Below are 26,778 nucleotides of genomic sequence, written 5' to 3'. Positions count from 1 at the left end.
TCTGGAGCGGCCACCAAGGTCTAAGGTGCAAGTATGGCAAGGGAGCATGCTGCATGACTGCTGTGGTTTTACCCGCTGTACCGCGTGTGTTGATCGCCGAGGCCGATCCGGCGTTCCGTGAGCTGCTTGAGCAGGTGTTGTCGGGTGTGCGCTGCGATGCTCGGGTGGACACTTGTGGCGACGGCAAAGAGGCTTTGGATTTGCTGGCGAAGCATCCCTACGATCTGGTAATCGCCGATTGGGAGCTGCCGGGGGTTGATGGCCTGGCGATTTTGCGTGGCCTTCGCCAGCAGCATCGCACGCCGCCGTTGCCGTTCATCCTGATGAGTCGGCGCAACGACAGCGCCAGCGTGCGTGAGGTCTTGCCGCTGGCGCCGACCGCGTATCTGACCAAGCCCTTGAACCGGGAAAACCTGACCCAGCGTTTGCAGGGGTTGTTGGTGGGCGGTGAAGAAACCTCCAACGATGCGCCGGTTCCGGGGCCGGGGTTGACCCTGATAACTTTTCTGGAGCGTCGGCGTGATCTGTCCGAAGGCGCGCCGCTGATGACCGATGTGCAGGTGGCGGTCAAGCGCTGTCTCAACCCCACAGGCCTGGATCTGAAACTGCTGGAAGAAGAGATCCGCACCGACCCGCAAATCGCTGGGGTACTGATTGCGGCGGCCAACAGCGCTGCCCAGCATCAGGGCGGCGGCCCGGTGCAGACCGTGGCCCAGGCGCTGCACCAGCTCGGCACCGGGCAAAGCATGAACCTGATCCTCGGCCTGACCCTCAAGCGCTGCGCCCGGCTCACCGTTCCCTGTCTGGCGGACTATGCCAAGCGCTACTGGGAATTATCGCTGCACACCGCCGAGTACGCCCGGATCCTGGCGCGGCTGCTGGATCTGGAACCGGAGCGTTGTTACTGCGCGGGGCTGTTGCATCGCCTGGGCGACCTGGCGCTGCTGCGTTGCCTGGAAGAATGGACGCAGGCGGGTGGCGAACTGGATGAGTTGGAGGAAGTCGGGAACGCCCTCGATCAATACGGCGCCGGCTTCGGCTCGGCGCTGCGCACTCGCTGGCGCCTGCCGCTGGAGTTGCGTGAGTTGATCGCGGCGGCCTATAGCCTGGGGGGCGGGGTGTATTCCCGTGAAGCCTTGGTGATGAACATGGCGGCGCAGATGGCGCACCTGCCCGCGCATGAGGGCCTCGAAGAACTGGCCCGTAGCCGTACGGCGCGGTTGCTGAAGATCGGCTTGCCGGAGTTGACGCGGTTGCGCCGTAAGTAGCACCAGCACCTAACCCCTGTGGGAGCGGGCTTTGTGGGAGCAAAGCTTGCTCGCGATGCAGGCAACTTGGGTTCAAGTGGACACCGAGGCGCTGCTATCGCGGGCAAGTCTTGCTCCCACAGTTGATCAGTGGCGGGACAACTCACTCAAGCCGCGATGATGCGGTTCTTGCCCTTGCGCTTGGCTTCGTACATGGCTGCGTCGGCGCGGGCGAACAGGCTGTCAAGGGACTGGTCTTCGGGGGTAATGCCAGTCAGGCCCTGGCTGACGGTAATGCCGAAGCTCTGTTCACCGCAGCGGAACATCAGGCGCTGGATTTCCCGTTGCAACCGCTCGGCCACTTGCAGCGCCATGTCCGGGGGGCAGCCGGGGAACACCGCGGCGAACTCTTCGCCGCCGATCCGCCCGAACAGGTCACCGCGCCGGAGCACGGACCGCCCGCTTTCGGCGATTCTCTGCAACACGGTATCGCCTTCCTGGTGGCCGTAGGTGTCGTTGATCACCTTGAAGTCATCGATGTCCAGCAACAGGAACGCCATGGGCATGCCTTGTAGCCGTGCCTGCTCGAACTCACGGTGGGCACATTCGAAAAAATGCCGGCGATTGCTGCTTTGGGTCAGCACGTCGGTGGTCGCCAGGCGCTGCAGTTCGCTTTCCAGTAGTTTCTTTTCGGTAATGTCTTCGGCAATGCCCACCACAATCACCGGTTGCCCTGGCTCGGCCTTGCGGTTGATGAAGCATTTGTCGCTCAGCCAGCGGATCTGGCCGTTGCCGGCGATGATGCGGTATTCACGGTCTTCGACGGCGCCTTTGACCAATACCTCGGCCAGGCTGCGCTCGGCGTACTCCAGGTCGTCGGGGTAGATTGCGTCGCGCCATTCGTTGAAGTCAGCCAGGACCAGGCCGGCGGGGCGGCCGAAGATCCGCTCGTAGGCGGGGCTGACATACAGCACTTGGCGGGTTTCCCAGTTGAACGCCCACAGCACGGCATTGACGCTGACCAGCAACGAGCTGAACAACTGCTCACGCTCGCTCAGGCGCGCCACTTCGCCCTGGGCATGCATCAGCGCCATGAGCGTCTGGGCTGCCTCGGGCCAATGAGGTAGGGAGTAATCCTGTAGGTTCTTGTCGACCATCGGCACAAATCTCAAAGAGCATGCACTGCTGTTGGTTCGCACGCGCTTTCTCCAAAACCCGCCTGGATGGCGAAGTGCTCTTTGAGATAGGGGATTTGGGGCGAAGTTCCTTTTCAGGCGACGAAGGGCGGGGGATTTAGCCGGTCAGTTTATGGGGGCTGAGCTTGTGGCCAGAGATTGCCCCCGCTGGGCCTGTAGGAGCTGTCGAGCGGAGCGAGGCTGCGATCTTTTCCCTGACACTTGAATCTCAAGCGAAAGATCAAAAGATCGCAGCCTTCGGCAGCTCCTACAGGGCCGTGGCAGGCCGTAGCGAGTAGGTCTTGAGCTGGTCGGCGAAGTCGCGCAGGGACTGGATGCCGCTGGCCTCGGCCTCGTGGACCCATTCCTTGATGGCGGCGAGCATGTCGTGGCCGTTGCTGCTGGTCTTGACCCAGATCTGCTGCAAGGCCAGGCGTTTCTCGTAGATCACCTTCAGCGCCTGGCTGTGTTCGAGCATGTTCTGGATGCGCACGTGGTGACGGTCGTCCAGCAGGCTGGTTTCCCGCGACAGCAGGCGTTTGGCCCGGTGGAACTGGTGACGCACCGAGTGATCGACCTTTTCCAGTTCCTGCTTGACCAGCGGCGCGATGACCAGCCGGCGGTACTGCGCCATGATCTGGAAACGGTTGTTGAGAATCGCCATGGCCGTGTCCATGTCCAGGTGGCCCTTGCCTTCGACCCGGTGGGCGATCGGCGCAACCCGCTGGACCTTGGCCAGGCGCAGGAAACTGAACACCCGGATCCAGGCCCAGCCCAGGTCGAACTCCCATTTGCGTACCGACAGCTTGGCCGAGTTGGGGTAGGTGTGGTGGTTGTTGTGCAGCTCTTCACCGCCGATCAGGATGCCCCAGGGCACCAGGTTGGTCGCCGCGTCGCGGCATTCGAAGTTGCGGTAGCCCACGGCATGGCCCAGGCCGTTGACCACGCCGGCGGCCCACACGGGAATCCACATCATCTGGATGGCCCAGATGGTGATACCGATGGTGCCGAACAGCAGCAGGTCGATGATGCCCATGATCGCCACGCCCAGCAGCGGGAAGCGGCTGTAGAGGTTGCGCTCGATCCAGTCGTCGGGGCAGTTCTTGCCGTAGATGCGCAGGGTTTCCGGGTTTTCCGCCTCGGCGCGATACAGCTCGGCGCCTTTGCGCAGCACGGTGGACAAGCCTTTTATGACCGGGCTGTGGGGGTCGTCGACGGTTTCGCATTTGGCGTGGTGCTTGCGGTGGATGGCGGTCCACTCGCGGGTGTTCTGTGCCGTGGTCAGCCACAGCCAGAAACGGAAGAAATGTTTGAGACCGGCGTTGAGCTCCAGGGAGCGGTGCGCCGAATAACGGTGCAGGTAGACCGTGACGGCAATGATCGTGACGTGGGTCATCAGCAGGGTGACTGCCACCAGTGACCAGGCCGACAAGCCAAGAAAACCTTCGTACCACATAGGCTGTAGGGCCCTCATAAAGATAGAAACAGCCGTTGCATTATCACCGGCCCGACAGATAAAACCAGTCGGCCTTTCAGATAAGAGTGGCTGGATGTTTCTTCCTCTATAATCCACCTCTTTGTAGGGACATGGATGGCCGAATGACTGTCTATCAACGCAGTGCCATGCGCGTAGCGCTGCTTTATCTCGTGCTGTCAGTCATCTGGCTGCAACTGACTGGTTATTTATCGACCAGTTTCTTCGATCAATTCGCCGACAGACAACGCTGGCTACTGATCAACGGCTATGCCTGGGCTCTGTTCAGCGCCGGCTTGGTGTTCCTGGCGCGGGCGCGGATCTCGCGTTTTTTCGCCAAGGGCGAGCACGGCGCCGATCGAGAGCGCCTGCGCCAGGCTGCCGCCGTCTTCGATTGCACCCGCGAAGGGGTGTTAGTGACCGACCGCAACGGCCTGATCGTGCACGTGAACCGGGCCTTCATGGCGATCACCGGTTATGTGCGGGACGAAGTGCTGGGCCAGCGCCCCAGCCTGTTCAAGTCCGGTCGCCATGGGCCGGAGTTCTATCGCGACATGTTTGCTTCCCTGAGCAGCCAGGGCGAATGGAGCGGCGAGATCTGGAATCGGCGTAAAAGCGGTGAGATCTACCCGCAATGGCAGACGATCCGCGTCATTCGCGACGACAGCGGCGAGGTCAGCCATTATGTCGCGGTGTTTTCTGACATCAGCGCCATCAAGGATTCCGAGCACGAACTGGCCTACCTGGCCCATCACGACCCGCTGACAGGCTTGCCCAACCGCCTGCTGTTTTCCGATCGCACCGAGCAGGCCCTGGCGTCGGCGCAGTTGCACAAGCGAGGCTGTGCCCTGTTGCTGCTGGACCTGGATCACTTCAAGAACATCAATGACAGCCTGGGTCACAACGTGGGCGATGAATTGCTCAAAGGCGTGGCCGAGCGGTTTCGCGGGCTTTTTGCGCCGGGGGTGACCCTGGCCCGGCTCGGGGGCGACGAATTTGCGGTGCTGGTGGAAAACTGCTCGCAGCCAGGCCAGGCAGCGGCGCTGGCCCGGCGCATCCTCGACGCCTTGAAAGAGCCCCTGCGGTTCGATGACCACGCATTGTTCATCAATGCCAGCATCGGCATCAGTCTGTTTCCCGGCGATGCCCTGAGCGCCGGGCAGCTGCTGCGCAATGCCGACTCGGCGTTGTTCAAGGCCAAGAGCGCCGGACGCGACGGCTACGCCTTGTACACGGAAGAACTCACGGCCCACGCTCAGCAGCGGGTCGAGATTGCCTTCGAATTGCGGCGCGCGCTGCAGCAACAGGAGTTGCGCGTTCACTACCAGCCGGTCCACGAGTTGGCGACCAGTCGTCTGATCGGTGTCGAGGCGCTGGTGCGATGGGAGCACCCCACGCGTGGATTGGTGTCGCCGGCCGAGTTCATTCCCATCGCTGAGCGTACCGGCCTGATTGCCCAGGTCGATGCCTGGGTCATGGACCAGGCTTGCCGGCAGATGTGCCAGTGGCAGCAGGCCGGCGTGGCGCTGTCGTTTGTCGCCGTCAACGTATCGAGTCGGTTGTTTGCCCGTCGTGAGTTGTATGACCAGGTCGCCCAGGTGTTGCATGACACGGGCCTGGATCCGGGCTGCCTGGAACTGGAAGTGACGGAAAGTGCGGTGATGGAAGACCCCGAGGTGGCGCTGGAGCAGATGCATCGCCTGCGGGAGCTGGGCGTGCGCCTGGCCATCGACGATTTTGGCACTGGGTATTCGTCGCTGCTGCGGCTCAAGCGTTTGCCGGTGCAGAAACTGAAGATCGATCAGGGTTTTGTCGCGGGGTTGCCGTGGGATGAGGATGACGCGGCGATTGTCCGGGTGATCATCGCGCTGGCCCACAGCATGGGCATGCAGGTGCACGCCGAGGGCATCGAGCAGCGTGAGCAGGCGGCATTTTTGCTTGGCCAGGCGTGTGAGTTGGGGCAGGGTTACTGGTTTGGCCGGCCCGTGGCGGCGGCGCAGTTGGATTGGGATCGGGTGCCGGTTATTGCTTGATCGTCAGGGGTATTGGTCGAGTACATATCCGTTGCTGCGGTAACGGCTGCTGACGGTTCCGCCCTTACGGCGGCTCACTTTTGAAGAGCGCAAAAGTAAGCAAAACGCTCTTGCCCCACCACTCGGTGCCTCGCTAGGGCTCGGCATGCCCTCACTCCGGCATTGCTCCGGGGGCCCACTCCACAATGCCTGCGTTCGGCCAGCGTGGTTAACGGGGCGCCCGAGATCAACGTCCACCACGAGGCGGCCTAGTAGCCGACCTGGTTCTCCCGGTCGTACACCCCTCAGATCTGTTTGAGCAGGACCTGTGGGAGCAAAGCTTGCTCGCGAAGGCGGCCTGACAGCCGACCTGGCTCTCCTGATCGTACACCCCTCAGATCTGTTTGAGCAGGACCTGTGGGAGCAAAGCTTGCTCGCGAAGGCGGCCTGACAGCCGACCTATCTCTCCAGCCGTATCCCAATCCAACTGTGGGAGCGAGCCTGCTCGCGAAGGCGTCTGTTCAGTTGGCATTGATAAGGACTGATGCACCGCTATCGCGAGCAGGCTCGCTCCCACAATGGATTGGCGTTGAACTTGAGATTCGGTTCGACGCAGAACCCTGTGGGAGCGAGCTTGCTCGCGATGGCGTCGGCTCAGCTTGCATCAATGCAAGCGCTACCCCTTGGCCCCAGACGCCGCCATCTCCTTGGTTTCCAGATGATCCAACGCCCGCTCAACCAACAACTGCACCCCATCGGCCATGCGGCTGATCGCCAGGGCGACGCAGCGGCGTGAGTCATCCACGTCGTCAACCAGGTCGGCGGCGATGGTGCTGATGGAGAGCAGGTCTTCGGAGGCGTTGGCGAGCAGGGTTTCGGTGTCGATGTGAGGGGCGACGATGAACAGCTTGGTGTTGTCGGGTTCAGGCGGTAAGGCGGGCTTGGGCTTGAGGTAGTAGTCGAGGGCGCGGGTGGCGGCGTCATCGAGCTTTTTTCTTCCTGCGCTTGGACGCGGGATTTGTGGCTGTTTTGCGGAGGATTCGGCGTAGGTTTGAACATGGGTAGGTTCCCTATAGAGAACCGCCCTGGATCGCTTGCACGCAATGAAGGGTGGCAGCTGTGTGCGAGTGTGCAAGACCGAGCAACCGTACCCAAAACTCGGCAGATCCGAAGATCTCCCGAACACAGCCGCCATAAAACACGGGCGCGAATGCGCCACGAATGGCTAGAAGCATTAAGGGTTGGTGTTTACCCGGACTTGCACGTCCGTGTCACCGTTTTTTGCGATGACGAATCAAGGTTAGCGGTGCAAAACCAGGGTGCCTAGTTCATGAACAGCCCGGCGTTTTGGAGGAAATATCCGAGGGTTTGGCAGGGAAACGCCCCCAATCACCCCTGCTGTAGGACGTCGGCTACTTTCTGTAATTTTGGTTATATAAAAATTCTTAAATAGTCTTTTTAAGAATATCTGCACTTATCTAGTATTGCTCCCACGCCGCAAGCAGTGCCGCCCACTGCCAGGCATTCATTCAAAGGAGCAGCAGCATGAGCGCATCTCTACGTAGCGTTGACGGCCAGGACGAAGCAACCATCTTGCGCGAGATCCAGAGCGCATTGCGCGATCTGCGTTTTGGGGCGGTGGAAATCACCGTGCACAACGCCCAGGTGGTCCAGATCGAGCGCAAGGAAAAATTCCGGCTGCAGCAGCCGAGTCATAAGCCGTCTTGAAGAAAGCCAAAAGATCGCAGCCTTCGGCAGCTCCTACGGGGGCTAGGTGTAGGAGCTGCCGAAGGCTGCGATCTTTTTACAAGCCACTCGATTTCCAGAAGCCATAAAAACCAGAATTCCAGGAGCTTTCACCATGTCGTCCATTCGTCGTTATGCCCTGGCCGCGCTGGCCAGTGCTGTTTTTGCAGGTTCCGCCGTCGCCAAGGATTACGAGCTGCTCAACGTGTCCTACGACCCGACGCGTGAGCTTTATCAGGATTACAACGCCGAATTCGCCAGTTTCTGGAAGAAAGCGCACCCGGACGACAGCGTGAAGATCCAGCAGTCCCACGGTGGTTCGGGCAAGCAAGGCCGGGCGGTGATCGATGGTCTGCGGGCCGACGTGGTGACTCTGGCCCTGGCTGGTGACATCGATGAAATCGCCAAGCTGGGCAAATCCCTGCCGGCGGACTGGCAAACACGCCTGCCGGAAGCCAGCACCCCCTACACGTCCACCATTGTGTTCCTGGTGCGCAAGGGCAACCCCAAGGGCATCAAGGATTGGGGCGACCTGATCAAGAACGACGTGTCGGTCATCACCCCGAACCCGAAGACCTCCGGCGGTGCGCGCTGGAACTTCCTCGCCGCCTGGGCCTATGGCCTGAAGGCCAACGGGGGTGACGAAGCCAAGGCCAAGGAATACGTGCAGGCGCTGTTCAAGCATGTGCCGATCCTCGACACCGGTGCCCGTGGCTCGACCATTACCTTCGTCAACAACGGTCAGGGCGACGTGTTGCTGGCCTGGGAAAACGAAGCCTTCCTGGCGTTGAAAGAGGACGGTGGTGCGGACAAGTTCGACATTGTCGTGCCGTCGCTGTCGATCCTCGCCGAACCGCCCGTGGCGGTGGTGGACAAGAATGCCGAGAAAAAGGGCAATGCCGAGATCGCCGAGGCGTACCTCAAGCACCTGTACAGCCCGGCTGGCCAGGAAATCGCCGCGAAAAACTACTATCGCCCGCGTGACAAGGATGTGGCCGCCAAGTACACCCGGCAATTTCCGAAGGTGGAACTGGTGACCATCGACAAGGACTTCGGCGGCTGGAAAAGAGCCCAACCGAAATTCTTCAACGATGGCGGCGTGTTCGACCAGATCTATCAGGCGCAGTAAGCTGAAACAAAGCTAAAGCCAGACACCGAATTTGTGGTGAGGGGATTTTGTGGGAGCAAGGCTTGCCCGCGATGGATGCGATGCGGTCCTTCAGAAACCGAGTCGCCTCTATCGCGGGCAAGCCTTGCTCCCACCCAGTCTTGCTTCCATGTTTAGTGTTTTTAACCAAGGACCTTTATGTCGCGTCGCATATCCCCCGTCATACCCGGCTTCGGGCTGACGCTGGGCTACACCCTGGTGTACCTCAGTCTGATTGTGCTCATACCCCTGGCGGCGATGTTCGTGCATGCCGCCCAACTCACCTGGGAACAGTTCTGGGCGATCATTTCGGCGCCGCGTGTGCTGGCGGCCTTGAAACTCAGTTTCGGCACCGCGCTGTACGCCGCGATCATCAACGGCGTGATCGGTACGCTGCTGGCCTGGGTGCTGGTGCGCTACACCTTCCCCGGCCGCAAGATCATCGACGCGATGATCGACCTGCCGTTCGCGTTGCCCACCGCCGTGGCCGGTATTGCCCTGACGGCGTTGTATGCGCCGACGGGCCTGGTCGGCCAGTTCGCCACCGACCTGGGCTTCAAGATCGCCTATACGCCGCTGGGCATCACCCTGGCGCTGACCTTCGTGACGTTGCCGTTCGTGGTGCGCACGGTGCAGCCGGTGCTCGCCGATATTCCCCGTGAAGTCGAAGAAGCCGCCGCCTGCCTCGGCGCCAAGCCATGGCAGGTGTTCCGCCACATCCTCGTGCCGGCGTTGTTGCCGGCCTGGTTGACCGGCTTCGCCCTGGCCTTTGCCCGTGGCGTGGGCGAGTACGGTTCGGTGATTTTCATCGCCGGCAACATGCCGATGAAAACCGAGATCCTGCCGCTGCTGATCATGGTCAAGCTCGACCAATACGACTACACCGGCGCCACCTCCATCGGCGTGCTGATGCTGGTGGTTTCCTTCGTCCTGTTGCTGCTGATCAACCTGCTGCAGCGGCGCATTGAAACCCCTTAAGGAGGCGCGAACATGTCCCAATCGTCTATTTCCGCAGCCTCCACCAATGCCGCTCGCCGTGGCAGTGCAGCGTCGCGGCGCGTGCTGATCGGCCTCGGCTGGCTGATTTTTGCGCTGTTTCTGCTGTTGCCGCTGTTCATCGTGGTGTCCCAGGGCCTGAAGCTCGGGCTGGGGGCGTTCTTCACGGCGATCTTCGAACCCGACGCACTGTCGGCGTTGAAACTCACGGTGGTTGCGGTGCTGATCTCGGTGCCGCTGAACCTGGTGTTCGGCGTCAGTGCCGCGTGGTGCGTGAGCAAATATTCATTCCGTGGCAAGAGCATGCTGGTGACGCTGATCGACCTGCCGTTCTCGGTGTCGCCGGTGATCGCGGGCCTGGTTTACGTGCTGATGTTCGGCGCCCAGGGCCTGTTCGGGCCGTGGCTGTCGGATCACGACATCCAGATCGTGTTTGCGCTGCCGGGGATCGTCCTGGCGACCATCTTCGTCACCGTACCGTTCGTGGCCCGTGAGCTGATCCCGCTGATGCAGGAGCAGGGCACCCAGGAAGAAGAGGCCGCGCGCTTGCTCGGCGCCAATGGCTGGCAGATGTTCTGGCATGTCACCGTGCCGAACATCAAGTGGGGCCTGATCTATGGCGTGGTGCTGTGTACCGCCCGGGCCATGGGCGAGTTTGGCGCGGTGTCGGTGGTGTCCGGGCACATTCGCGGGGTGACCAACACCCTGCCGCTGCACGTCGAGATCCTCTACAACGAATACAACCACGTGGCCGCGTTCGCTGTGGCGAGCCTGTTGCTGATCCTGGCGCTCTTCATCCTGCTGCTCAAGCAGTGGAGCGAAAACCGAATCAACCGCCTGCGCGCCAGCGCCGCGGAGGAATAAGTCATGTCGATCGAAGTCCGTAACGTTAGCAAGAATTTCCACGCCTTCAAGGCCCTGGATGAGATCAGCCTGGATATCCAGAGCGGCGAGCTGGTGGCGCTGCTGGGCCCGTCGGGGTGCGGCAAGACCACTCTGCTGCGGATCATCGCCGGCCTCGAAACCCCGGACCAAGGCAGCATCGTGTTCCACGGCGAGGACGTGTCCGGCCACGACGTGCGTGATCGCAACGTCGGTTTCGTGTTCCAGCACTACGCCTTGTTCCGTCACATGACGGTGTTCGACAACGTTGCCTTTGGCCTGCGCATGAAGCCCAAGAACCAGCGCCCGAACGAAAGCCAGATCGCGACCAAAGTCCACGAGCTGTTGAACATGGTGCAACTGGACTGGCTCGCCGACCGTTACCCCGAGCAGTTGTCCGGCGGCCAGCGCCAGCGTATCGCCCTGGCCCGCGCCCTGGCGGTGGAGCCCAAGGTGTTGCTGCTGGATGAACCGTTCGGCGCCCTCGACGCCAAGGTCCGCAAGGAACTGCGCCGCTGGCTGGCGCGGCTGCACGAGGACATCAACCTGACCTCGGTGTTCGTGACCCACGACCAGGAAGAAGCCATGGAAGTCGCCGACCGGATCGTGGTGATGAACAAAGGCGTGATCGAGCAGATCGGCTCGCCGGGCGACGTCTACGAAAACCCGGCCAGCGACTTTGTGTACCACTTCCTCGGCGACTCGAACCGCCTGCACTTGGGTGAGGACCGGCATGTGCTGTTCCGCCCTCACGAAGTGTCGCTGTCGCGCTCGGAGCTGGAAGACCACCACGCCGCGGAAGTGCGCGACATTCGTCCGCTCGGCGCCACCACTCGGGTGACCCTGAAGGTGGAAGGCCAGAGTGAACTGATCGAAGCGGAAGTGGTGAAGGATCACGACAGCCTGGTGGGCCTGGCGAAGGGCGAGACGCTGTTCTTCAAGCCGAAGGTCTGGCAGAAAGTCGCCAACCTATAAAGCAAAAAAGCATCGTCGGAACGCCGCCCGGAGCAAGCTCGCTCCCACAGGGGATTTGTGTGTGACGCAGATCCATTGTGGGAGCGAGCCTGCTCGCGATGGCGTCCTCACTGGCCCCTGATCAGAATCTGAATAACCCCGTCCACCCTTGTTTCGATTGGTTCTACGCCAATGCCTTTTCCCCGCCCAAACCCTACCTAGACTCTGACTTGCCAGGAGGCAGTGAGAGTCCAATGACGGACCGGTGTTATCTCCTGGCGCCTGATGCCAAGGAGATGAGTATGAGAGTGGAAGTCAGTCGGCATGGCCCGCTTGGCTGTGCATTGTTAGGCGTCTTGCTGGCCCCGGCCGCCAGCGCCGCCCCCTCGTTGTCCCCCCAGATACCCTTCGATGTCACAGTGACCAACCCCGTTTCGCTGATCAGCCTGCAAGCCAATTTCGATGAGCTGTCGTGGCAGACCTTCATTGCCCTGAACTGGCCGGCGCTGGATAACGGCGACCCGAATACCGGCACTTCCATCGGCAAGCAGGATGGCGCCACGGTGTGGGAAAGCTGGAAAGAGAGCTACCAGATTTTCCGCGCCAAGGGCCAGACGCCGTTGCCCTGGAATGCCCCGGCGACCCTGCCCGAAGCGTGCAAGTCGCTCAAGCCCGGTCGCCTGTTGCAGCAAATGGGCAAGGTGCCCGATGTGCTGGATGAATTTATCCAGCCCTTCGAGAGCGGCCCGCTGGTGGACCAGAACGGCACCTACACGCGCAACGAAATCGTGGTCAACCAATCGATGTTCAACGGCATCGTCGACAACGGCCTGTACAGCATCGAAGGCCAGCAGAAGTTCTTCGCCGCCAATGCGAACAACACCGTGGCCTTCAGCTGCGGGTCCACCGAGACCAAACAGGTCGGCGCGGTGATGGTGAAGGCGTCGTGGAAAGTGCTGGGCCCCAACGACAATCGCCAGGACTTTCACACCGTCGATGCGCTGGTCTACACCCCCGGGAACAACGACCCGAGCCATGGGCCGATTGTCGCGCAGTCGTGCGTGTCCGAGCCGGTCGGGTTGGTGGGATTGCACATGGTCCATAAGACAACCAGCGCCGCGCAATGGGTCTGGTCAACCTTCGAGCATGTGAAAAACGTGCCGGAAAAAACCACGCCCGTTGCCCAGCGGACGGGGCCTTATCTGTTCTACAACGCAGCCAGCACAAGCGACATCAACCAGCCGCCGCCACGGCCATGGAACCCGGCGGTCAAGGCTACGCCCTCGCAGATCGTGCGCGACGTGCCGCTCACCGAGGCCACCAAAAAACTGAACGCTACGTATCAAGACCTGTTGCGTACGGTGAACCCGAAGAGCGTCTGGGCGAACTATCAACTGATCAGTACCCAATGGCCGTCAGACCCGCCCAAGAACTGCCAGATATCGGCGGCCAATCCGCTGGGCAGTCCTGCGCCCTCGTTCCTGGCCAACGCCACGCTGGAGACCTACATCCAGGGCACCGTGCCCCAGGCGTCTTCCAGTTGCATGGCTTGCCACGGCAATGCAGCCACCCATGTCACCGAGTCGCCGCGTACCAGCTTCGCGGATTTCACCTATTTGCTCGAACGCGCACAGTCCACCAGTGGACAAGGAGCCAAGCAATGAGCAGCAATCTGGATAATTTCGTAGGCCTGTCATCAGCCCTTATTGGCATCTCGACGGACCGTTTGGCACCGCAGATCGACCCGGTCGGTTTGCCGCCGATCTTTCTCGATTACGTCACTGCGCGAGTTCCTTCCGACGTGCTCAACGCGCTCTTGACTCAATACTCCACGCTGGTGGCGGACCATGTACCGCCCGACCAGATCGCCCAGCAGATACTGAAGTTCAACATGCAACCGACGATTCCACACACGGTACTCGCCGCGCGCTCGATCATGAAACTGTGGTTGTTGGGCGTCTGGTATCAACCGTTCGATATGGCGCCTTTCAAGAAAGATGATTCGGCGGTGGTGTCCGATCAGGCCTACATCCACAGCTGGGCCTGGAAAATCGCCCAGGCTCACCCGATGGGCTACAGCGAATCGTTTTTTGGGTATTGGAACAGCGCGCCTTCCAGCCTTGAAGATTTGACCGGTGTATCCGCCAACGGACAGCAAGGAGCGTTGTCATGAGTACCGAACAAGCCGAAGTGGTGATCGTTGGCGCAGGCCTGGCCGGTAGCATCATTGCCTATCAGTTGGCTATGGCCGGTATTGATGTACTGGTACTCGAATCGGGGCCGGAGATACCGGTCAATCGTGCCCAGTATCTGGAGCGTTTCTATACCGCGACGCTGAAAACCCCTGAGTCCCCTTATCCCCCAAGCACGACACTGGACCCACATCTCAAGGGGCCGGCCGAACTGAACGCTCCACGGGCGACCATTGCCGATCTGCTCAATGGCAACTGGAACAACCCGGCGGTCAGCTACTTGGTCCAGAAAGGCCCGCTGCCCTTTACGAGCACTTACGAACGGGTGGGTGGCGGCACGACATGGCATTGGGTCGGAACCTGTCTGCGCATGGTGCCGAACGATTTTCGCCTGCGGTCCAAGTATGGCGTCGGGGTGGATTGGCCGATAGGTTATGACGATCTGCAAAGCGCCTATTGCCGGGCGGAAGCGGAAATCGGTGTGTCGGCCAACGTCGCCGACCAAGGCTATCTGGGCATGACCTTTCCCGAGGGTTATGCATTCCCGATGCGCAGCATTCCGTTGTCGCTGGTCGATGGCAGCTTTGTCACGGCTGTCACGGGACAGACGTTCGATAGCCTGCCGCTGGTAGTCAGCCCGACGCCGGCTGGGCGCAACTCCCAACCTTATGCCGGTCGCCGGGTATGCGCCGGCAATACCAACTGCACGCCGATCTGCCCGATCCAGGCCAAGTACGACGCCACCGTGACCATGAACAAGGCGTTGAACACTGGCAAGGTCCGCGTGCTTTATCGAACCGTGGCCAGCAGAGTAACCGTTGGCACTGACAGCAATATCAATGGCATCGAGTTCAAGCAATATCAATTGGAAGATGGCCCCGTCACTGGAACCGGCGTGGCAATAGGACAACGTTATGTGATCGCCGCCCATGCGATCGAAACACCGAAACTGCTACTGCACTCCGGCGTGGCCAACAGCAGCGGGCAAGTGGGGCGCGGCCTGGCTGACCATCCCATTTATCTGGCGTGGGGGTTGATGCCCGAGGGCAAGGCGATTTTCCCCTACCGGGGGCCGCTATCGACGGCCGGCATCGAAAGCCTGCGCGACGGTGCCTTTCGCAGCGATCGTGCGGCGTGGCGTATCGAGATTGGCAACGAAGGTTGGAACTGGCCGGCCGGTGATCCCTACACCACGGTCGCTGACTTTATCGATGGGAAGAACAATGGCGGCGCCAACCCGAGCAATAAATTGCTATCTGGAACGGCGTTGGTACAAAAGCTCAACGACGTCTTCACCCGCCAGTTCCGGATCGGTTTCCTGGTCGAGCAGGTCGAGGACGATCCCGACCATGCCCAATGCTACATCGTGCCCTCGACCCAGTACACGGACCGGCTCGGCATCCCTCGGCCGGAAATCCACTACAACCTGTCCGAGTACACCATGAAGGGTTTCCAGCAGGCGAAAGTACTGGCGACACGCATCATCGAGGAGCTGCTCGGTGCCCAGGAGTTGACGGGCATCATCGGACCTGGATGTTTTACGTACGACAAGGTGCCCTACAGCTTCCAGGGCGCCGGCCACCTGATGGGGACTTATCGCATGGGCGATGACCCCACCAAGTCTGTGGTGGACAAGTACCAGCGCAGTTGGGACCACAAGAACCTGTTCCTGGTGGGCGATGGCGTGTTCCCCAGCACCGGCACCTCAAACCCGAGCCTGACGATTGCGGCGCTGTCGTTCCAGGCCGGGGATACGCTGGCCAATGACCTGCGGGCGGTGACGATGCAGGTCCAATCCAACGTCGCCTGGCAGGGCACTGGCGTGCAGGTCAACGGGTTGGTACCGCGACTGGTGCGCTATGTCAGTGGGCGATGGTGTGCCAGTCCGCAAGGCGGCAATGTCGATGGAAATGGGGGTTCGAGGCACATCGACTACAGCAGCTATGCCTTGCCCGGTGCCGCCGAAGGCGCCTTGATCGGTCGCGTGGGCAATGATGGCAAGCCGTTCCTGGTGGGTGACCTGGGGCAGGTTCCGGGCGACCAGCAAGGGGAACTGCAACTGTGCATCAACGATGACCTGACCGGGCAGCACGGGTCTGGCTTGAAAGATAACACCGGCGCACTGACGATACGGGTCGAGTTTGGTGCGCTGTAAGGCTTGAGCGGTAACGGTCCAACTCCTGCGGGAGCGAACCTGTGGGAGCAAGGCTTGCCCGCGATGGTATCGCCTCGGTCTATCAGTTACACCGAGGTGTTTGCATCGCGGGCAAGCCTTGCTCCCACAGGTTCGCTCCCACAAGGAGGGCAGGCGGGGTATGGCGTTGTTTTCAGGCGGCCGAGCGCTGGTTGCGCAACGCCACCGGCCCGACACGCTCTTCGATGGCCCGTTTCAGGTCGTCGCGAAGCCCCAGCAGAAAACCCGCTTCCACCACCACAAACAGCGGCCCGACAATCAGCCCGGTGAGGTCGTCGACGAACGCCGGCTTGCGGCCTTCGTAATAGTGACCGACGAACTGGATCACCCAACCCACCACGAACATCCCCAGGCCACTGCCCAGCCACACCAGGGTGCTTTGCGCGGCGAGCACCTGGCCCAGCCATAGCGCCAGGCCCAGCAGCACCGTCATCAACACCCCCAGGCGCAATTCCAGGCGCAGGTAGAACCAGGCACTGGCCACCGCTACCAGCAGCGCCGGCGACACCAGGATCGCGCCCACTGGCCAGCCGGGCCGTGACAGCAGCACGGCGACGGCGACGAAGATCAGCGGGATACCGATGAAATGGCTGGCGATGTTGCGCGGGTCGCGATGATAGGCAGCGTATTGACTGAGATGATCGACGAGGCTTTTCATTGTTGTTCCTCCTGAGGTGATGCCTGCATGATGCCCAGGTACCACAAGGCGTTCTGTCAGTTAGCCGACACTTGTCCCGGAGTTTTCCATGAGTTCGCATCCCTGGCACTCACACTTGATGGCCGGCCACTGGTACCGCCATTTGCCTGCTGAGTTACAGAATAGTCTGCTGGGCATGGCGCGGGTGCGCCGCCTGCCGCCGGGCCATCGTCTGTTCCAGCGCGGCGATCCACCGTGCGGCCTGTATGCCGTGCTGGAAGGCGCGGTGCGCGTCGGTGCGGTGAACGAGCAGGGCAAGGAGGCCTTGCTGAGCGTGGTGGAGGCGCCCCACTGGTTCGGTGAAATCTGCCTGTTCGATGGCCAGCCGCGCACTCATGATGCGGTGGTTGTCGGTCAATGTACGCTGCTGTACGTGCCCCAGGCGTCGTTGCTGGCATTGCTGCAAGAGCAGCCGATCCACTGGCGGCATCTGGCATTGTTGATGAGCCACAAACTGCGCCTGACCTTCATCAACCTCGAACACCTGAGCCTGATGCCCGCGCCAGCCCGCCTGGCCCACCGCCTGCTGATGATCGCCGAAGGCTACGGCGAAATCGAACCGCCGCGACGGCTCCTGCAACTGCCCCAGGAACAACTGGCGCTGATGCTCGCGCTGTCACGCCAGACCACCAACCAGATCCTCAAGGACCTGCAGGCCCAGGGCATCCTGCACCTGGGTTACGGCGAGATCGAAATCCTCGACATCGAGCGGTTGCGGGCCCTGACCAAGCTCTGAAACCGACCTGAACCCTGTGGGAGCGAGCTTGCTCGCGATAGGGCCAGCCCAGGCACCGCAAGCCCCTAGCGCAACCCATCCCGAAACTGCCCCGGCGTCATCCCGGTCCAGCGCTTGAATGCGCGGCTGAAGCTGCTGGCATCGGCAAAACCCAACAGGTAGCTGACTTCACTCAGCGAGCAATTCGGATCACGCAGGTGCAGCAGCGCCAGATTCTCCCGGCACTCGTTGAGCAATGCGTCGAAGCGACAGCCTTCGTCGGCCAGGTGCCGTTGCAGGCTGCGCAGGCTCAGGTGCATGGCCTGGGCGATGCGTTCGGCGCTGGGCTCGCCTTCGGGCAATTGGGCTTCGATGGCCGCGCGTACCTTGCGTTCCCAGGTCAGTGGCTTGAGCTGGGTGAGGGTGCGCTCGAGCACGGTTTCGTTGTGTTCGGCCAGCTCCGGGTTGGCGTCGTCCAGATGGCTGTCGAAGTCGCTGAGGTTGAACTCCAGGCAATCCTGCCTGGCGCCGAAATGCACTGGCGAGCGGAATACCTTGTGCCAGGGGCTGGGGTCCGCCGGTTCCGGGCGCCGCAGGTACACCGCCAGCGGTGCGTAATCACGGCCGAGGCGGTTGCGACAGGTGCGCACGTAAATCGCCGTGAACGCGTCGATCGCTTCAAAGGCTGGCGCCGGTCGGCCCGGCGGCACCTCGAGGCTAAAGCGATAGCGGTCCTCTACGCGGATCAGTTGGAGGGTCAGGGCATCGCTGACCACCGGGTGATAGCGCACGATCCGCTCGAACACTTCCCGCAGGCTGCCGCTCGCCACCAGGGCATAACCCAGCGCGTGAAACGTGGTGGGGCTGACGAAGCGCGACACCCGCAGGCCAATGGCCGGGTCGCCGCTGGCCTGCACGGCCAATGCCCACAGACGCGTGGTGGCCGAGAGCGGGTAACGGGCGTTCGGGTCGTCCATCCATTGCGGGTCGAGGCCGGCCTCGACGCACAAGGCATGGCTGTCCAGGCCCAGCGCATCGAGCTGTTTGCGCAGGGCGCGGGTCCAGCTGGCGAGGGAAGTCGGTTCAGTCATGACGATTGGCGCTTGCGGTCAACAGGTTGGCGTTTACGGCTACCACCCGAGGGGACAACGCCCGGCAGGATGAGCACATCTCTAACAGAGGATGTAAGCCATGCACGGCACTTGCGCAAGCCCCGAGCGATTGAATGCACAACAACGATCGGCCCATATTCGCCAGGTGGTCTTGGCCCGGGGCGAAGAATTGCGCCAGCGCTATCCGATCCTGCGCCACCAGGATGCGTTGGGCGCGGGCATCCTGGCGTTCGCCCTGGCTGGGATGATCGGTTCGGCGCTGCTCTACATCAACGGTCACCTGGCCGGGTGGGCGTGCCTGTTGCTCAACGCGTTTTTCGCGTCACTGACCCACGAGCTGGAACACGACCTGATCCACAGCATGTATTTTCGCAAGCAGCGTCTGCCCCACAATTTGATGATGGGCCTGGTGTGGCTGGCGCGGCCGAGCACGATCAATCCGTGGATCCGTCGCCACCTGCACCTCAACCATCACAAGGTGTCCGGCAGCGAAGCCGACATGGAGGAGCGGGCCATCACCAACGGCGAACCCTGGGGACTGGCGCGGTTGCTGATGGTCGGCGATAACGTGATGTCGGCCTTCATCCGCCTGCTGCGGGCCAAGACCTGGGCGCACAAGCGCAGCATTCTCAAGCGCACGCTGAAGGTGTATTTCCCGCTGGCGTTGCTGCACTGGGGGGCCTGGTATGTGTTTCTCGGTTTCCACGGGGCCAACGGCATCGCCAGTCTGCTGGGGACTTCAATTGATTGGTCGTCCACCACGCTGGCGGTTATGCACGTGATCGACATCGCCGCGGTGGTGATCATCGGCCCGAACGTGTTGCGCACCTTTTGCCTGCATTTCGTCAGCTCGAACATGCACTACTACGGCGACATCGAGCCGGGCAATGTCATCCAGCAGACCCAGGTGCTCAACCCCTGGTGGCTGTGGCCGTTGCAGGCATTCTGCTTCAACTTCGGCAGCAGCCATGGCATTCATCATTTCGTGGTGAAGGAGCCGTTCTACATTCGCCAACTGACGGTGCCGGTGGCGCATAAGGTGATGCGCGAGATGGGTGTGCGGTTCAATGATTTTGGCACGTTTGAACGGGCGAACCGGTTTGTGCGGGAAGAGGGGGTGGTGCGGGAGAAAGGGGATACGGTTCGGGTCTGATCGTCCCCACGCTCTGCGTGGGAACGCATCCCGTGACGCTCCGCGTCACACTCCAGAAGCGGAACGCGGAGCGTCCCTGGCGACGTTCCCACGCGGGAGCGTGGGAACGATCGATCTGAGGAACAGGTTAGAACTGATAGCTCACCGTCGCCGCCACATTGCGTTCTTCACCCATGTAGCAATAGCTCAGGCTGGCGCACGAAGCGACGTAGGTTTCGTTGGTCAGGTTGTTCGCGTTCAGGCGCACGTCCACGCCCTTCAAGCCGACCTTGCCCAGGTCATACCCCACCGAGGCATCGAACAACGTGTAGGACGGCACCTTCATGGTGTTCTCCGCATCGGCCCAGCTATAGCCGACATAGCGCACGCCGCCACCGAGGCGCAGGCCATCGAGGGCGCCGCTGTCGAACTTGTAGTCAGCCCAGACCGAAGCCATGTGGCGCGGCGCCTGGGTCGGTGAGTTGCCCTTGTTTTCGATGATGTCGGTGGCGGTGCTCAAGGTGCTGATCATCGATTTCGAGTATTCGATGTCGGTGAAGGTGTAGCTGCCCAGCACTTTGAATTGTTCGGTCAACTGCAGGTGCGCTTCCAGTTCCAGGCCCTGGGAGCGCACGGCCCCGACGGCGCGGTAGAAGTTTTCCTGGGGCAGTTTGGTCGCCAGGTTTTCCTGGTCGATGCGGAACAGCGAGGCCGTGTACAAATCATCGGTGCCCGGCGGTTGGTACTTCAGGCCCAGTTCCCATTGCTTGCCATCGGTGGGCGGCAGCGGATTGCCGGCACTGTCGGCGTAGGAGTTCGGGTTGAACGACTCGGAGTAGCTGATGTATGGCGCCAGGCCGTTGTCGAACAGGTACAGCGCCCCGGCGCGGCCCGTGAGTTTGGTGCGTTTGTCGTTGATCTCGGTGCCTTCCGGGCGGCCGAATTCGGCGATGCGGTTTTCATCCGAGGTTTGAACCCAGTCCTGACGCAGGCCGAGGGAGAACCGCCATTTGTCCATTTCCACCAGGTCTTGCAGGTACACGCCGGTCTGCTCCAGGCGTCGCAGGTAGCTGGTGGGGCTGAAGTAGGTGATGGCCGAGTTGCCGTAGACCGGGTCAAAGGCGTTGATTGGCGCCAGGCTGCCGCTGGTCCAGTCGACCACGGTTTTGCGCCGCTGATAGTCAGCGCCCATCAGTACGGTGTGCTTGGTCGCGCCGGTAAAGAATTCGGCTTGCAGCATGTTGTCGACGATGAAGGAGTGGAGCTTTTCTTCGGCGCCGGTGTAGTAGCGGTTCAGCTCGTTGCTGGTGGGCGTGGTCCAGCCATAGGCGTAGACCTGATCGTTGGTGACCTGGGAGTCCAGGTAACGGAAGTTCTGCCGGGCGGTGAAGACATCGTTGAAACGGTGCTCGAACTGGTAACCGAACGACTGCTGGTCGCGCTCGTAACCGTCGACGCCAGGCTCGCCTTCGAAGAAGTTTTCGGAGATCCGCCGGCCGTTGCGCTGATGCAAGGTGCCGTCGGCCGGCATGCCACCGTGGTAGCCGCCGTCGGGGTCATGCTGCAGGTAGGCTTGCAGGGTCAGCGAGGTGTCCTCGCTGAAGTCGATGTTCACCGTGGGCGCGAGGGCGAAGCGTTTTTCCTTGTTATGGTCGAACTGGGTGTCGGAGGTGTCCGCCAGGCCGATCAGGCGATAGGTGATGCGTTTGTCGTCATCCACGGGGCCGGTGAAGTCAAAGCCCATGCCGCGTTGGCCCTGGGTGCCGACCGTGGCCTGGATTTGGTGATAGGCCTCGTACTGCGGCTTCTTGCTGGTGAGCGCCACCAGGCCGCCGGGCGAACTGCGACCGTAGAGTACCGAGGACGGGCCCTTGAGAATGTCGACCCGCTCCAGGAAGTACGGATCGACCTGCATGGAGCTGTAGGTGCCGCTGTCGCCCATGGACTTGAGGCCGTCGAGGTAGATGTTATCCACCGAGCCGTCGTTGAAGCCGCGCATCGCCACGTAGTCGTAGCGGTGGGTCGCGCCGTAGGGGTTGGTCAGCACGCCGGGGGTGTAGCGCATGGCCTGGGACACGGTTTGCGCGCCTTGGTCGTCCATTTGTTCGCGGGTGACCACGGACACGCTCTGGGAGGTTTCGCGCAGGGCCGTACTGGTTTTGGTGGCGACCTGGCTGTGGGTGGCGTTGTAGCCTTCCATGCTGCCCAGGGCGTTACCCAATGCGAAGCCCTTGATGTCGGTGGTCGGCAGTTCCAGCGTGCTGCCAGTGGTCTGGGTTTGCAGCACGTAGCTGCTGCCATCCTGGCTGACGGCAACCAGCCCCGAGCCGCTGAGCAGTTGGCTCAGGGCCTGGTCCGGCGAGTACTCACCCTTGAGCCCCGGGGACTGGACGCCACTGGTTTGCGCCGGCGTGCTTGCCAGGGTGATCCCGGCCTGGCGGGCGAACTGATTCAGTACGTCGCTCAGTTGGCCGGGCGCGATGTTGTAGCTCTGACGGCTGGCGGTCACGCCGCTTTGTGCGGCGAGCGCGAACATCGGCACGACGCTGACCCCCAGCGCAGTGGAGAACAGCGCGGCATGAATCGCCTGGCGCAACCGGCCCGGTTGCGCAGAGAAGCCGAAGGGGTTCTTGAGAAGCAAGCGCTCAGTCATTGTAGGTTCCGTTGGAGTCGCTGAAGGCAGATAAGGGGTGCTTACTGTCCTAGCCGGACGCCGGCCTGAAACCCGCCAAAAAAAATCAAGCCAGGCGCTGCACCGTGATCCACCAACGGGTTCGATAACGGATCTGCACGGGGAGCGTGCGTGGCAGGACGGCGAGCAATTTGTCGGTGTCTTCCAAGCGGAAAACCCCCGACAAACGCAGGTCGGCAACCGACGCCGCGCAGTTCAAATAACCTGGGCGGTAGCGTCCTACTTCGTTGAGAAAGTCTGCCAGGCGCATGTTGCGCGTGACGATCAAGCCGTCGGCCCAGGCGCCTGCGTCCATGTCCAGCGGCGGCGCCAGGGTCGCTGTCGATGCGCTGATCAGGTAGCTTTGCCCGGCCTCGACCTGGAGGGGGGTGCCATCGCTGTTTGGGTGCGAACGGATAACCACCCGGCCGCGGGTGACGCTCAAGCGTGTGCAGTCGCTGTCCTGGCGCACGACGAAGCGTCCTTCCAGGCCTTCGAACAGGCCATGCCGGCTTTGTACCCGCAGCGGGCGCCCCGGGTCGCGGCCACAGGTGACCATGATTTCGCCGCGGGCCAGGGTAATCAGGCGCTGCCCGGCGCGGAAATCCAGGTTGGCGGCACTGTGGGTATTGAGCTCGAGCCGCGTGCCGTCCGGCAGTTGGAAACCCCGGCGTTCACCGGTGGCGGTGGCGAAATCGGCACGCCACGGCTGCCAGCCCAGGTCCTTGCCCAGCCATGCCGCGCCGCCCACCAGTGCGACGCCCGACAACAACTTCAGGGCCTGACGCCGACTGAGGCGCTGGGCGCTGTTTTCCAGGGTGTCCAGGGCGATATGGGCACCGGGCACGGCCCGCAGGTTCGAGGTCAATTCACTGTGCAGCGATTGCACCCGTTGCCAGGCCAGTTCGTGTTCCGGGTGAGCGGCGCGCCAGGTGTCGCACTGTTGGCGCAGTGTCGGGTGGGTGGTGTGATTGCGCAGGCGCAGCAGCCAGTTGATCGCCTGCCTGACCACCTGTTGCGACGGGCCGTTGCGTCGGCTCTGCAAGTGCTCCGCCGGCTCAGCTTTCATAGCGCAACACATAGCAGTGGTACAGCGCATCGGCGACGTAGCGCTCCACCGAGCGCAACGAGATGCCCATTTGTTCGGCAATCTGCTTGTACGTCAGGCCTTCGCACTGGGCCAACAGAAAGGCCCTGCGCACTTTCGGCTTGAGGCCTTCAAGCATTCTGGCAATCGCTTCGAGCAGTTCCAGGATCAAGGCCTGGGCTTCAGCACCAGGGGTTTCGGCTTCCGGCAAGTGAGCTATGGTTTCCAGGTAGGCGCGTTCGATTTCCGCTCGACGCCAATGGTCGATCACCAGGCCTTGGGCGATGGTGCGCAAAAAGGCGCGTGGGGCTCGAAGTTCCAGGCGTTCGCTACGCTGCAACAGGCGCACGAAGGTGTCTTGGGCCAGGTCCGCCGCATCGGCGGCGTTGCCCAGGCGGGTGCGCAGCCACGTATTGAGCCAGCCGTGATGACGGCTGTAGAGCGCCTGTACTGCAAACTCGGGAGATGACATGGACGCAACGGCCTGGATGTTACAAATGATAATAGGTCGCATTGTCATCAGGCGTTGGCGAATTTGCAACCACCGTTCGCCCGCCGTGTCCTCCCGTCGGCTATTTCTTCGCATCCCTAATTATTTGTACAGGTTTGCCGACAGACTTGTACGTGTGCACCAAAGTGGAGCGGATTGATAACCGCTCGCACTGTTACATCGAACGTTGCAAACCTGGAATGCACCCCCACTCCTTGCATAAGAAGCCTCATCAATGAATCTAAAGTTCAGCCACAAAATCCTTCTTGCCGCCTCTGGTGTGGTGGTCCTGGCTTTTGCCCTGTTCACGCTCTACAACGATTATTTGCAGCGCAACACCATTGGCAGCAGCCTTGAGTCGTCCATCGAGCAATCCGGCGACCTGACGGCCAGCAGCATCCAGAACTGGATGAGTGGCCGGATACTGGTGCTGGAAAACCTGGCGCAAAACATCGCGCACCAGGGCGCTACTGCCGATCTGCCGGGGCTGGTCGATCAGCCGGCGCTGACCTCGAACTTCCAGTTCACTTATGTGGGCCAGGCCAACGGTGTCTTCACCCAACGTCCGGACGCCAAAATGCCTGACGGCTACGACCCGCGTCAGCGCCCTTGGTACAAACAGGCGGTGACCGCCGATAAAACCATGCTGACCCCGCCTTATCTGGCGGCGGTGGGTGGCCTGGTGGTGACCGTTGCCCTGCCGGTCAAGCACAACGGCCAATTGCTCGGCGTGGTGGGCGGCGACTTGAGCCTGGAAACTCTGGTGAAAATCATCAACTCCGTGGACTTCGGTGGTATCGGCCATGCGTTCCTGGTCAGCGGCGACGGTCAGGTGATCGTCAGTCCGGATAAAGACCAGGTGATGAAGAACCTCAAGGACATCTACCCAGGTACCCCGGTGCGTATTGGCAAGGGTATCCAGGAGGTTGAGCTGAACGGGCAGGACCGTATCCTTTCGTTCACTCCCGTTACTGGCTTGCCGAACGCCGAGTGGTACATCGGCCTGTCGATCGACAAGGCCAAGGCCTACGCGCCGTTGAGCCAGTTCCGTACGTCTGCGCTGATTGCGATGTTTGTCGCGGTGGCGGCCATTGCGTTGCTGCTGAGCCTGCTGATCCAGGTGCTGATGCGTCCGTTGACCACCATGGGCCGTGCCATGCAGGACATCGCCCAGGGCGAAGGTGACCTGACCCGGCGCCTGGTGGTGCAGGGCAAGGATGAGTTCGCGGTGCTGGGTGGTTCGTTCAACCAGTTCGTGGAGCGGATTCACGCGTCGATCTCGGAAGTGTCTTCCGCCACCCGCCAGGTGCATGACCTGTCGCAGCGGGTGATGACCTCATCCAATGCGTCGCTTGTCGGCTCGGATGAGCAGAGCGCTCGCACCAACAGCGTGGCTGCGGCTATCAACGAGTTGGGCGCCGCGACCCAGGAAATCGCCCGCAATGCCGCCGATGCCTCGCAACATGCCAGCGGTGCCAGCGAACAGGCCGATGACGGTCGCCAAGTGGTGGAAAAAACCATCCAGGCCATGACTGAGTTGTCGCAGAAGATCAGTCTTTCGTGCACCCAGATCGAAACCCTGAACGCCAGCACCGACAACATCGGCCACATCCTGGACGTGATCAAGGGCATCTCCCAGCAAACCAACCTGCTGGCCCTGAATGCGGCCATCGAAGCGGCCCGTGCCGGTGAAGCCGGCCGTGGTTTTGCGGTGGTGGCCGATGAAGTGCGCAACCTGGCGCACCGCACCCAGGAGTCGGCGGAAGAAATCCACAAGATGATCACCTCGCTTCAAGTCGGTTCCCGTGAAGCGGTGACCACGATGAACGCCAGCCAGACGTCCAGCGAAGAAAGCGTGGAAGTGGCCAACCAGGCCGGTCTGCGACTGGTCAGCGTGACGCAGCGCATCGGTGAGATCGACGGCATGAACCAGTCGGTGGCCGCTGCGACCGAAGAACAGACCGCCGTGGTTGAAACCCTCAACATGGACGTCAGCCACATCAACCTGCTGAACCAGCAAAGCGTGGCCAACCTCAATGAAACCCTGAAGGATTGCGATGCCTTGTCGCAACAGGCCAATCGACTGAAGCAACTGGTGGACAGCTTCAAGATCTGACCCAGTCGCAAGCCGACCCACCGCCATCGCGAGCAAGGGGACTGGCGGTGGGTCGGTATTTCGATCGTTCCCACGCTCCTGCGTGGGAATGTTGCCAGGGACGCTCCGCGTTCCGCTTCTGGAAGGTGACGCAGAGCGTCACGGGATACATCCCCACGCAGAGCGTGGGGACGATCAGCTTCAAGCCAATCCATGGGTTGTCTGGGCTGACGCTTTCGCGAGCAAGCCCGCTCCCACAAGGGGGTGGCGCTTACTTGAACATCCCCTGCACATTCCCCATCGCCTCATCGGCGAAGCCCTGGAGGAAGTCCCGGAAGCCCGACGGCGTGTGGGCGTCGGTGTGGTCGGCGATGATGGTCCAGGTGGCGCGGCAGCGGTTGTCTGCCAGGGGTTCGACGCGCATGGCCGCCCACAGGTTGTCGATGCCCAGGGTGTTGTAGATCAGCGTCCAGGTCATGTGCATGGCCTGGTCGTCACGGCTGTTGAGCTGTTCCACCACCAGGTTCTGCCCATCGCGGAAGAATTTCTTGCGCAGGGACCTCACTCCCTCGCCGGTCATTTCGATGTGCTCCAGTGCCGGGATGAAACGGTTGAATCCGCCAAAATCACCCACCACGTCCCAGACGCGCGCCGCGTCGGCCGCAACCTCCACCGAGGTTTCGACCTGGCAGGCTTGGGGGTTTTTGATCAGGGTGTCGGGTTGAAATGCACTCATGGTCTTGCTCCTTGCTTTGGGTTG

At 61.6% G+C, this 26,778-nt stretch carries 22 protein-coding genes; 13 read left to right on the top strand and 9 right to left on the bottom strand.

What is annotated here, in order from left to right; translation table 11 throughout:
- Positions 1 to 53 precede the first annotated feature (53 nt).
- Positions 54 to 1,268, top strand: a complete 1,215-nt coding sequence (locus tag ASC85_RS17045; protein WP_057450588.1) for an HDOD domain-containing protein — start codon at positions 54 to 56, stop codon at positions 1,266 to 1,268.
- Between the two features lie 146 nt (positions 1,269 to 1,414).
- On the opposite strand, the gene ASC85_RS17040 is transcribed toward ASC85_RS17045, so the two are convergent.
- A complete protein-coding gene (locus tag ASC85_RS17040) occupies positions 1,415 to 2,404 on the bottom strand; it encodes a GGDEF domain-containing protein (protein ID WP_057450587.1) in 990 nt (329 codons plus the stop codon).
- A 286-nt stretch (positions 2,405 to 2,690) separates the two neighbouring features.
- Positions 2,691 to 3,878 (bottom strand): delta-9 fatty acid desaturase DesA, encoded by a 1,188-nt coding sequence (gene desA / locus ASC85_RS17035; RefSeq protein WP_057450586.1) that lies wholly within the window; start codon positions 3,876 to 3,878, stop codon positions 2,691 to 2,693.
- A gap of 143 nt (positions 3,879 to 4,021) precedes the next feature.
- Between desA and dibA the strand changes: the two genes are divergently transcribed.
- Complete coding sequence (dibA, locus tag ASC85_RS17030) at positions 4,022 to 5,929, top strand: phosphodiesterase DibA (RefSeq protein WP_057450585.1); 1,908 nt, start codon at positions 4,022 to 4,024, stop codon at positions 5,927 to 5,929.
- Positions 5,930 to 6,584: 655 nt separating this feature from the next.
- Here dibA and ASC85_RS17025 read toward each other — a convergent pair.
- Positions 6,585 to 7,043, bottom strand: a complete 459-nt coding sequence (locus ASC85_RS17025; protein WP_236712372.1) for a DUF6124 family protein — start codon at positions 7,041 to 7,043, stop codon at positions 6,585 to 6,587.
- A 410-nt stretch (positions 7,044 to 7,453) separates the two neighbouring features.
- Between ASC85_RS17025 and oscA the strand changes: the two genes are divergently transcribed.
- The 8 genes from oscA (at position 7,454) to ASC85_RS16985 (ending at position 15,980) form a co-directional block, all read left to right on the top strand.
- Positions 7,454 to 7,636: a sulfur starvation response protein OscA gene (gene oscA / locus ASC85_RS17020; protein ID WP_003186967.1), complete on the top strand. Its 183-nt coding sequence runs from the start codon at positions 7,454 to 7,456 to the stop codon at positions 7,634 to 7,636.
- A 133-nt stretch (positions 7,637 to 7,769) separates the two neighbouring features.
- The gene (locus ASC85_RS17015) at positions 7,770 to 8,783 is read left to right on the top strand and encodes a sulfate ABC transporter substrate-binding protein (protein WP_057450584.1); all 1,014 of its coding nucleotides are present in this window, start codon (positions 7,770 to 7,772) and stop codon (positions 8,781 to 8,783) included.
- Positions 8,784 to 8,960: 177 nt separating this feature from the next.
- The gene (gene cysT, locus ASC85_RS17010) at positions 8,961 to 9,779 is read left to right on the top strand and encodes a sulfate ABC transporter permease subunit CysT (protein WP_013692011.1); all 819 of its coding nucleotides are present in this window, start codon (positions 8,961 to 8,963) and stop codon (positions 9,777 to 9,779) included.
- A gap of 12 nt (positions 9,780 to 9,791) precedes the next feature.
- Entirely contained in the window at positions 9,792 to 10,661 is an 870-nt protein-coding gene (gene cysW / locus ASC85_RS17005) for a sulfate ABC transporter permease subunit CysW (protein WP_057450583.1), read from the top strand.
- Between the two features lie 3 nt (positions 10,662 to 10,664).
- Positions 10,665 to 11,654: a sulfate/molybdate ABC transporter ATP-binding protein gene (locus ASC85_RS17000; RefSeq protein WP_014335946.1), complete on the top strand. Its 990-nt coding sequence runs from the start codon at positions 10,665 to 10,667 to the stop codon at positions 11,652 to 11,654.
- Positions 11,655 to 11,935: 281 nt separating this feature from the next.
- Positions 11,936 to 13,297, top strand: a complete 1,362-nt coding sequence (locus ASC85_RS16995; protein WP_057450582.1) for a hypothetical protein — start codon at positions 11,936 to 11,938, stop codon at positions 13,295 to 13,297.
- Positions 13,294 to 13,806: a hypothetical protein gene (locus tag ASC85_RS16990; protein ID WP_057450581.1), complete on the top strand. Its 513-nt coding sequence runs from the start codon at positions 13,294 to 13,296 to the stop codon at positions 13,804 to 13,806. The genes ASC85_RS16995 and ASC85_RS16990 overlap by 4 nt, the downstream gene beginning before the upstream one ends.
- Positions 13,803 to 15,980: a GMC family oxidoreductase gene (locus tag ASC85_RS16985; protein WP_057450580.1), complete on the top strand. Its 2,178-nt coding sequence runs from the start codon at positions 13,803 to 13,805 to the stop codon at positions 15,978 to 15,980. Before ASC85_RS16990 ends, ASC85_RS16985 begins: the two co-directional genes overlap by 4 nt.
- A 172-nt stretch (positions 15,981 to 16,152) precedes the next feature.
- On the opposite strand, the gene ASC85_RS16980 is transcribed toward ASC85_RS16985, so the two are convergent.
- The gene (locus ASC85_RS16980; RefSeq protein ID WP_057450579.1) at positions 16,153 to 16,677 is read right to left on the bottom strand and encodes an Mpo1 family 2-hydroxy fatty acid dioxygenase; all 525 of its coding nucleotides are present in this window, start codon (positions 16,675 to 16,677) and stop codon (positions 16,153 to 16,155) included.
- Between the two features lie 88 nt (positions 16,678 to 16,765).
- Between ASC85_RS16980 and ASC85_RS16975 the strand changes: the two genes are divergently transcribed.
- A complete protein-coding gene (locus tag ASC85_RS16975) occupies positions 16,766 to 17,452 on the top strand; it encodes a Crp/Fnr family transcriptional regulator (RefSeq protein ID WP_057450578.1) in 687 nt (228 codons plus the stop codon).
- Between the two features lie 65 nt (positions 17,453 to 17,517).
- On the opposite strand, the gene ASC85_RS16970 is transcribed toward ASC85_RS16975, so the two are convergent.
- Positions 17,518 to 18,522, bottom strand: a complete 1,005-nt coding sequence (locus tag ASC85_RS16970; protein ID WP_057450577.1) for an AraC family transcriptional regulator — start codon at positions 18,520 to 18,522, stop codon at positions 17,518 to 17,520.
- A gap of 100 nt (positions 18,523 to 18,622) precedes the next feature.
- On the opposite strand from ASC85_RS16970, the gene ASC85_RS16965 reads away from it, so the two are divergent.
- Positions 18,623 to 19,696, top strand: a complete 1,074-nt coding sequence (locus ASC85_RS16965) for a fatty acid desaturase (RefSeq protein WP_057450576.1) — start codon at positions 18,623 to 18,625, stop codon at positions 19,694 to 19,696.
- 127 nt (positions 19,697 to 19,823) lie between these two features.
- Here the strand turns inward: ASC85_RS16965 and ASC85_RS16960 are convergent, their stop codons facing one another.
- The 3 genes from ASC85_RS16960 to ASC85_RS16950 form a co-directional block, all read right to left on the bottom strand.
- Positions 19,824 to 22,328 carry a TonB-dependent siderophore receptor gene (locus ASC85_RS16960; RefSeq protein WP_057450575.1) on the bottom strand — a complete coding sequence of 835 codons (2,505 nt, stop codon included), beginning with the start codon at positions 22,326 to 22,328 and terminating at the stop codon, positions 19,824 to 19,826.
- An 85-nt stretch (positions 22,329 to 22,413) separates the two neighbouring features.
- The gene (locus ASC85_RS16955) at positions 22,414 to 23,415 is read right to left on the bottom strand and encodes a FecR domain-containing protein (protein ID WP_057450574.1); all 1,002 of its coding nucleotides are present in this window, start codon (positions 23,413 to 23,415) and stop codon (positions 22,414 to 22,416) included.
- On the bottom strand, positions 23,405 to 23,905 hold the full coding sequence (locus tag ASC85_RS16950) for a sigma-70 family RNA polymerase sigma factor (RefSeq protein ID WP_057450573.1): 501 nt from the start codon (positions 23,903 to 23,905) through the stop codon (positions 23,405 to 23,407). The genes ASC85_RS16955 and ASC85_RS16950 overlap by 11 nt, the downstream gene beginning before the upstream one ends.
- 253 nt (positions 23,906 to 24,158) lie before the next feature.
- On the opposite strand from ASC85_RS16950, the gene ASC85_RS16945 reads away from it, so the two are divergent.
- Positions 24,159 to 26,039: a methyl-accepting chemotaxis protein gene (locus tag ASC85_RS16945; RefSeq protein ID WP_057450572.1), complete on the top strand. Its 1,881-nt coding sequence runs from the start codon at positions 24,159 to 24,161 to the stop codon at positions 26,037 to 26,039.
- A 250-nt stretch (positions 26,040 to 26,289) separates the two neighbouring features.
- Here the strand turns inward: ASC85_RS16945 and ASC85_RS16940 are convergent, their stop codons facing one another.
- Positions 26,290 to 26,754, bottom strand: a complete 465-nt coding sequence (locus tag ASC85_RS16940) for an SRPBCC family protein (RefSeq protein ID WP_018613225.1) — start codon at positions 26,752 to 26,754, stop codon at positions 26,290 to 26,292.
- Positions 26,755 to 26,778: the final 24 nt, after the last annotated feature.

The organism is Pseudomonas sp. Root401, assembly GCF_001425105.1.
Classification (GTDB): domain Bacteria; phylum Pseudomonadota; class Gammaproteobacteria; order Pseudomonadales; family Pseudomonadaceae; genus Aquipseudomonas; species Aquipseudomonas brassicacearum.
This window is presented reverse-complemented; position numbering and strand designations above follow the sequence as displayed.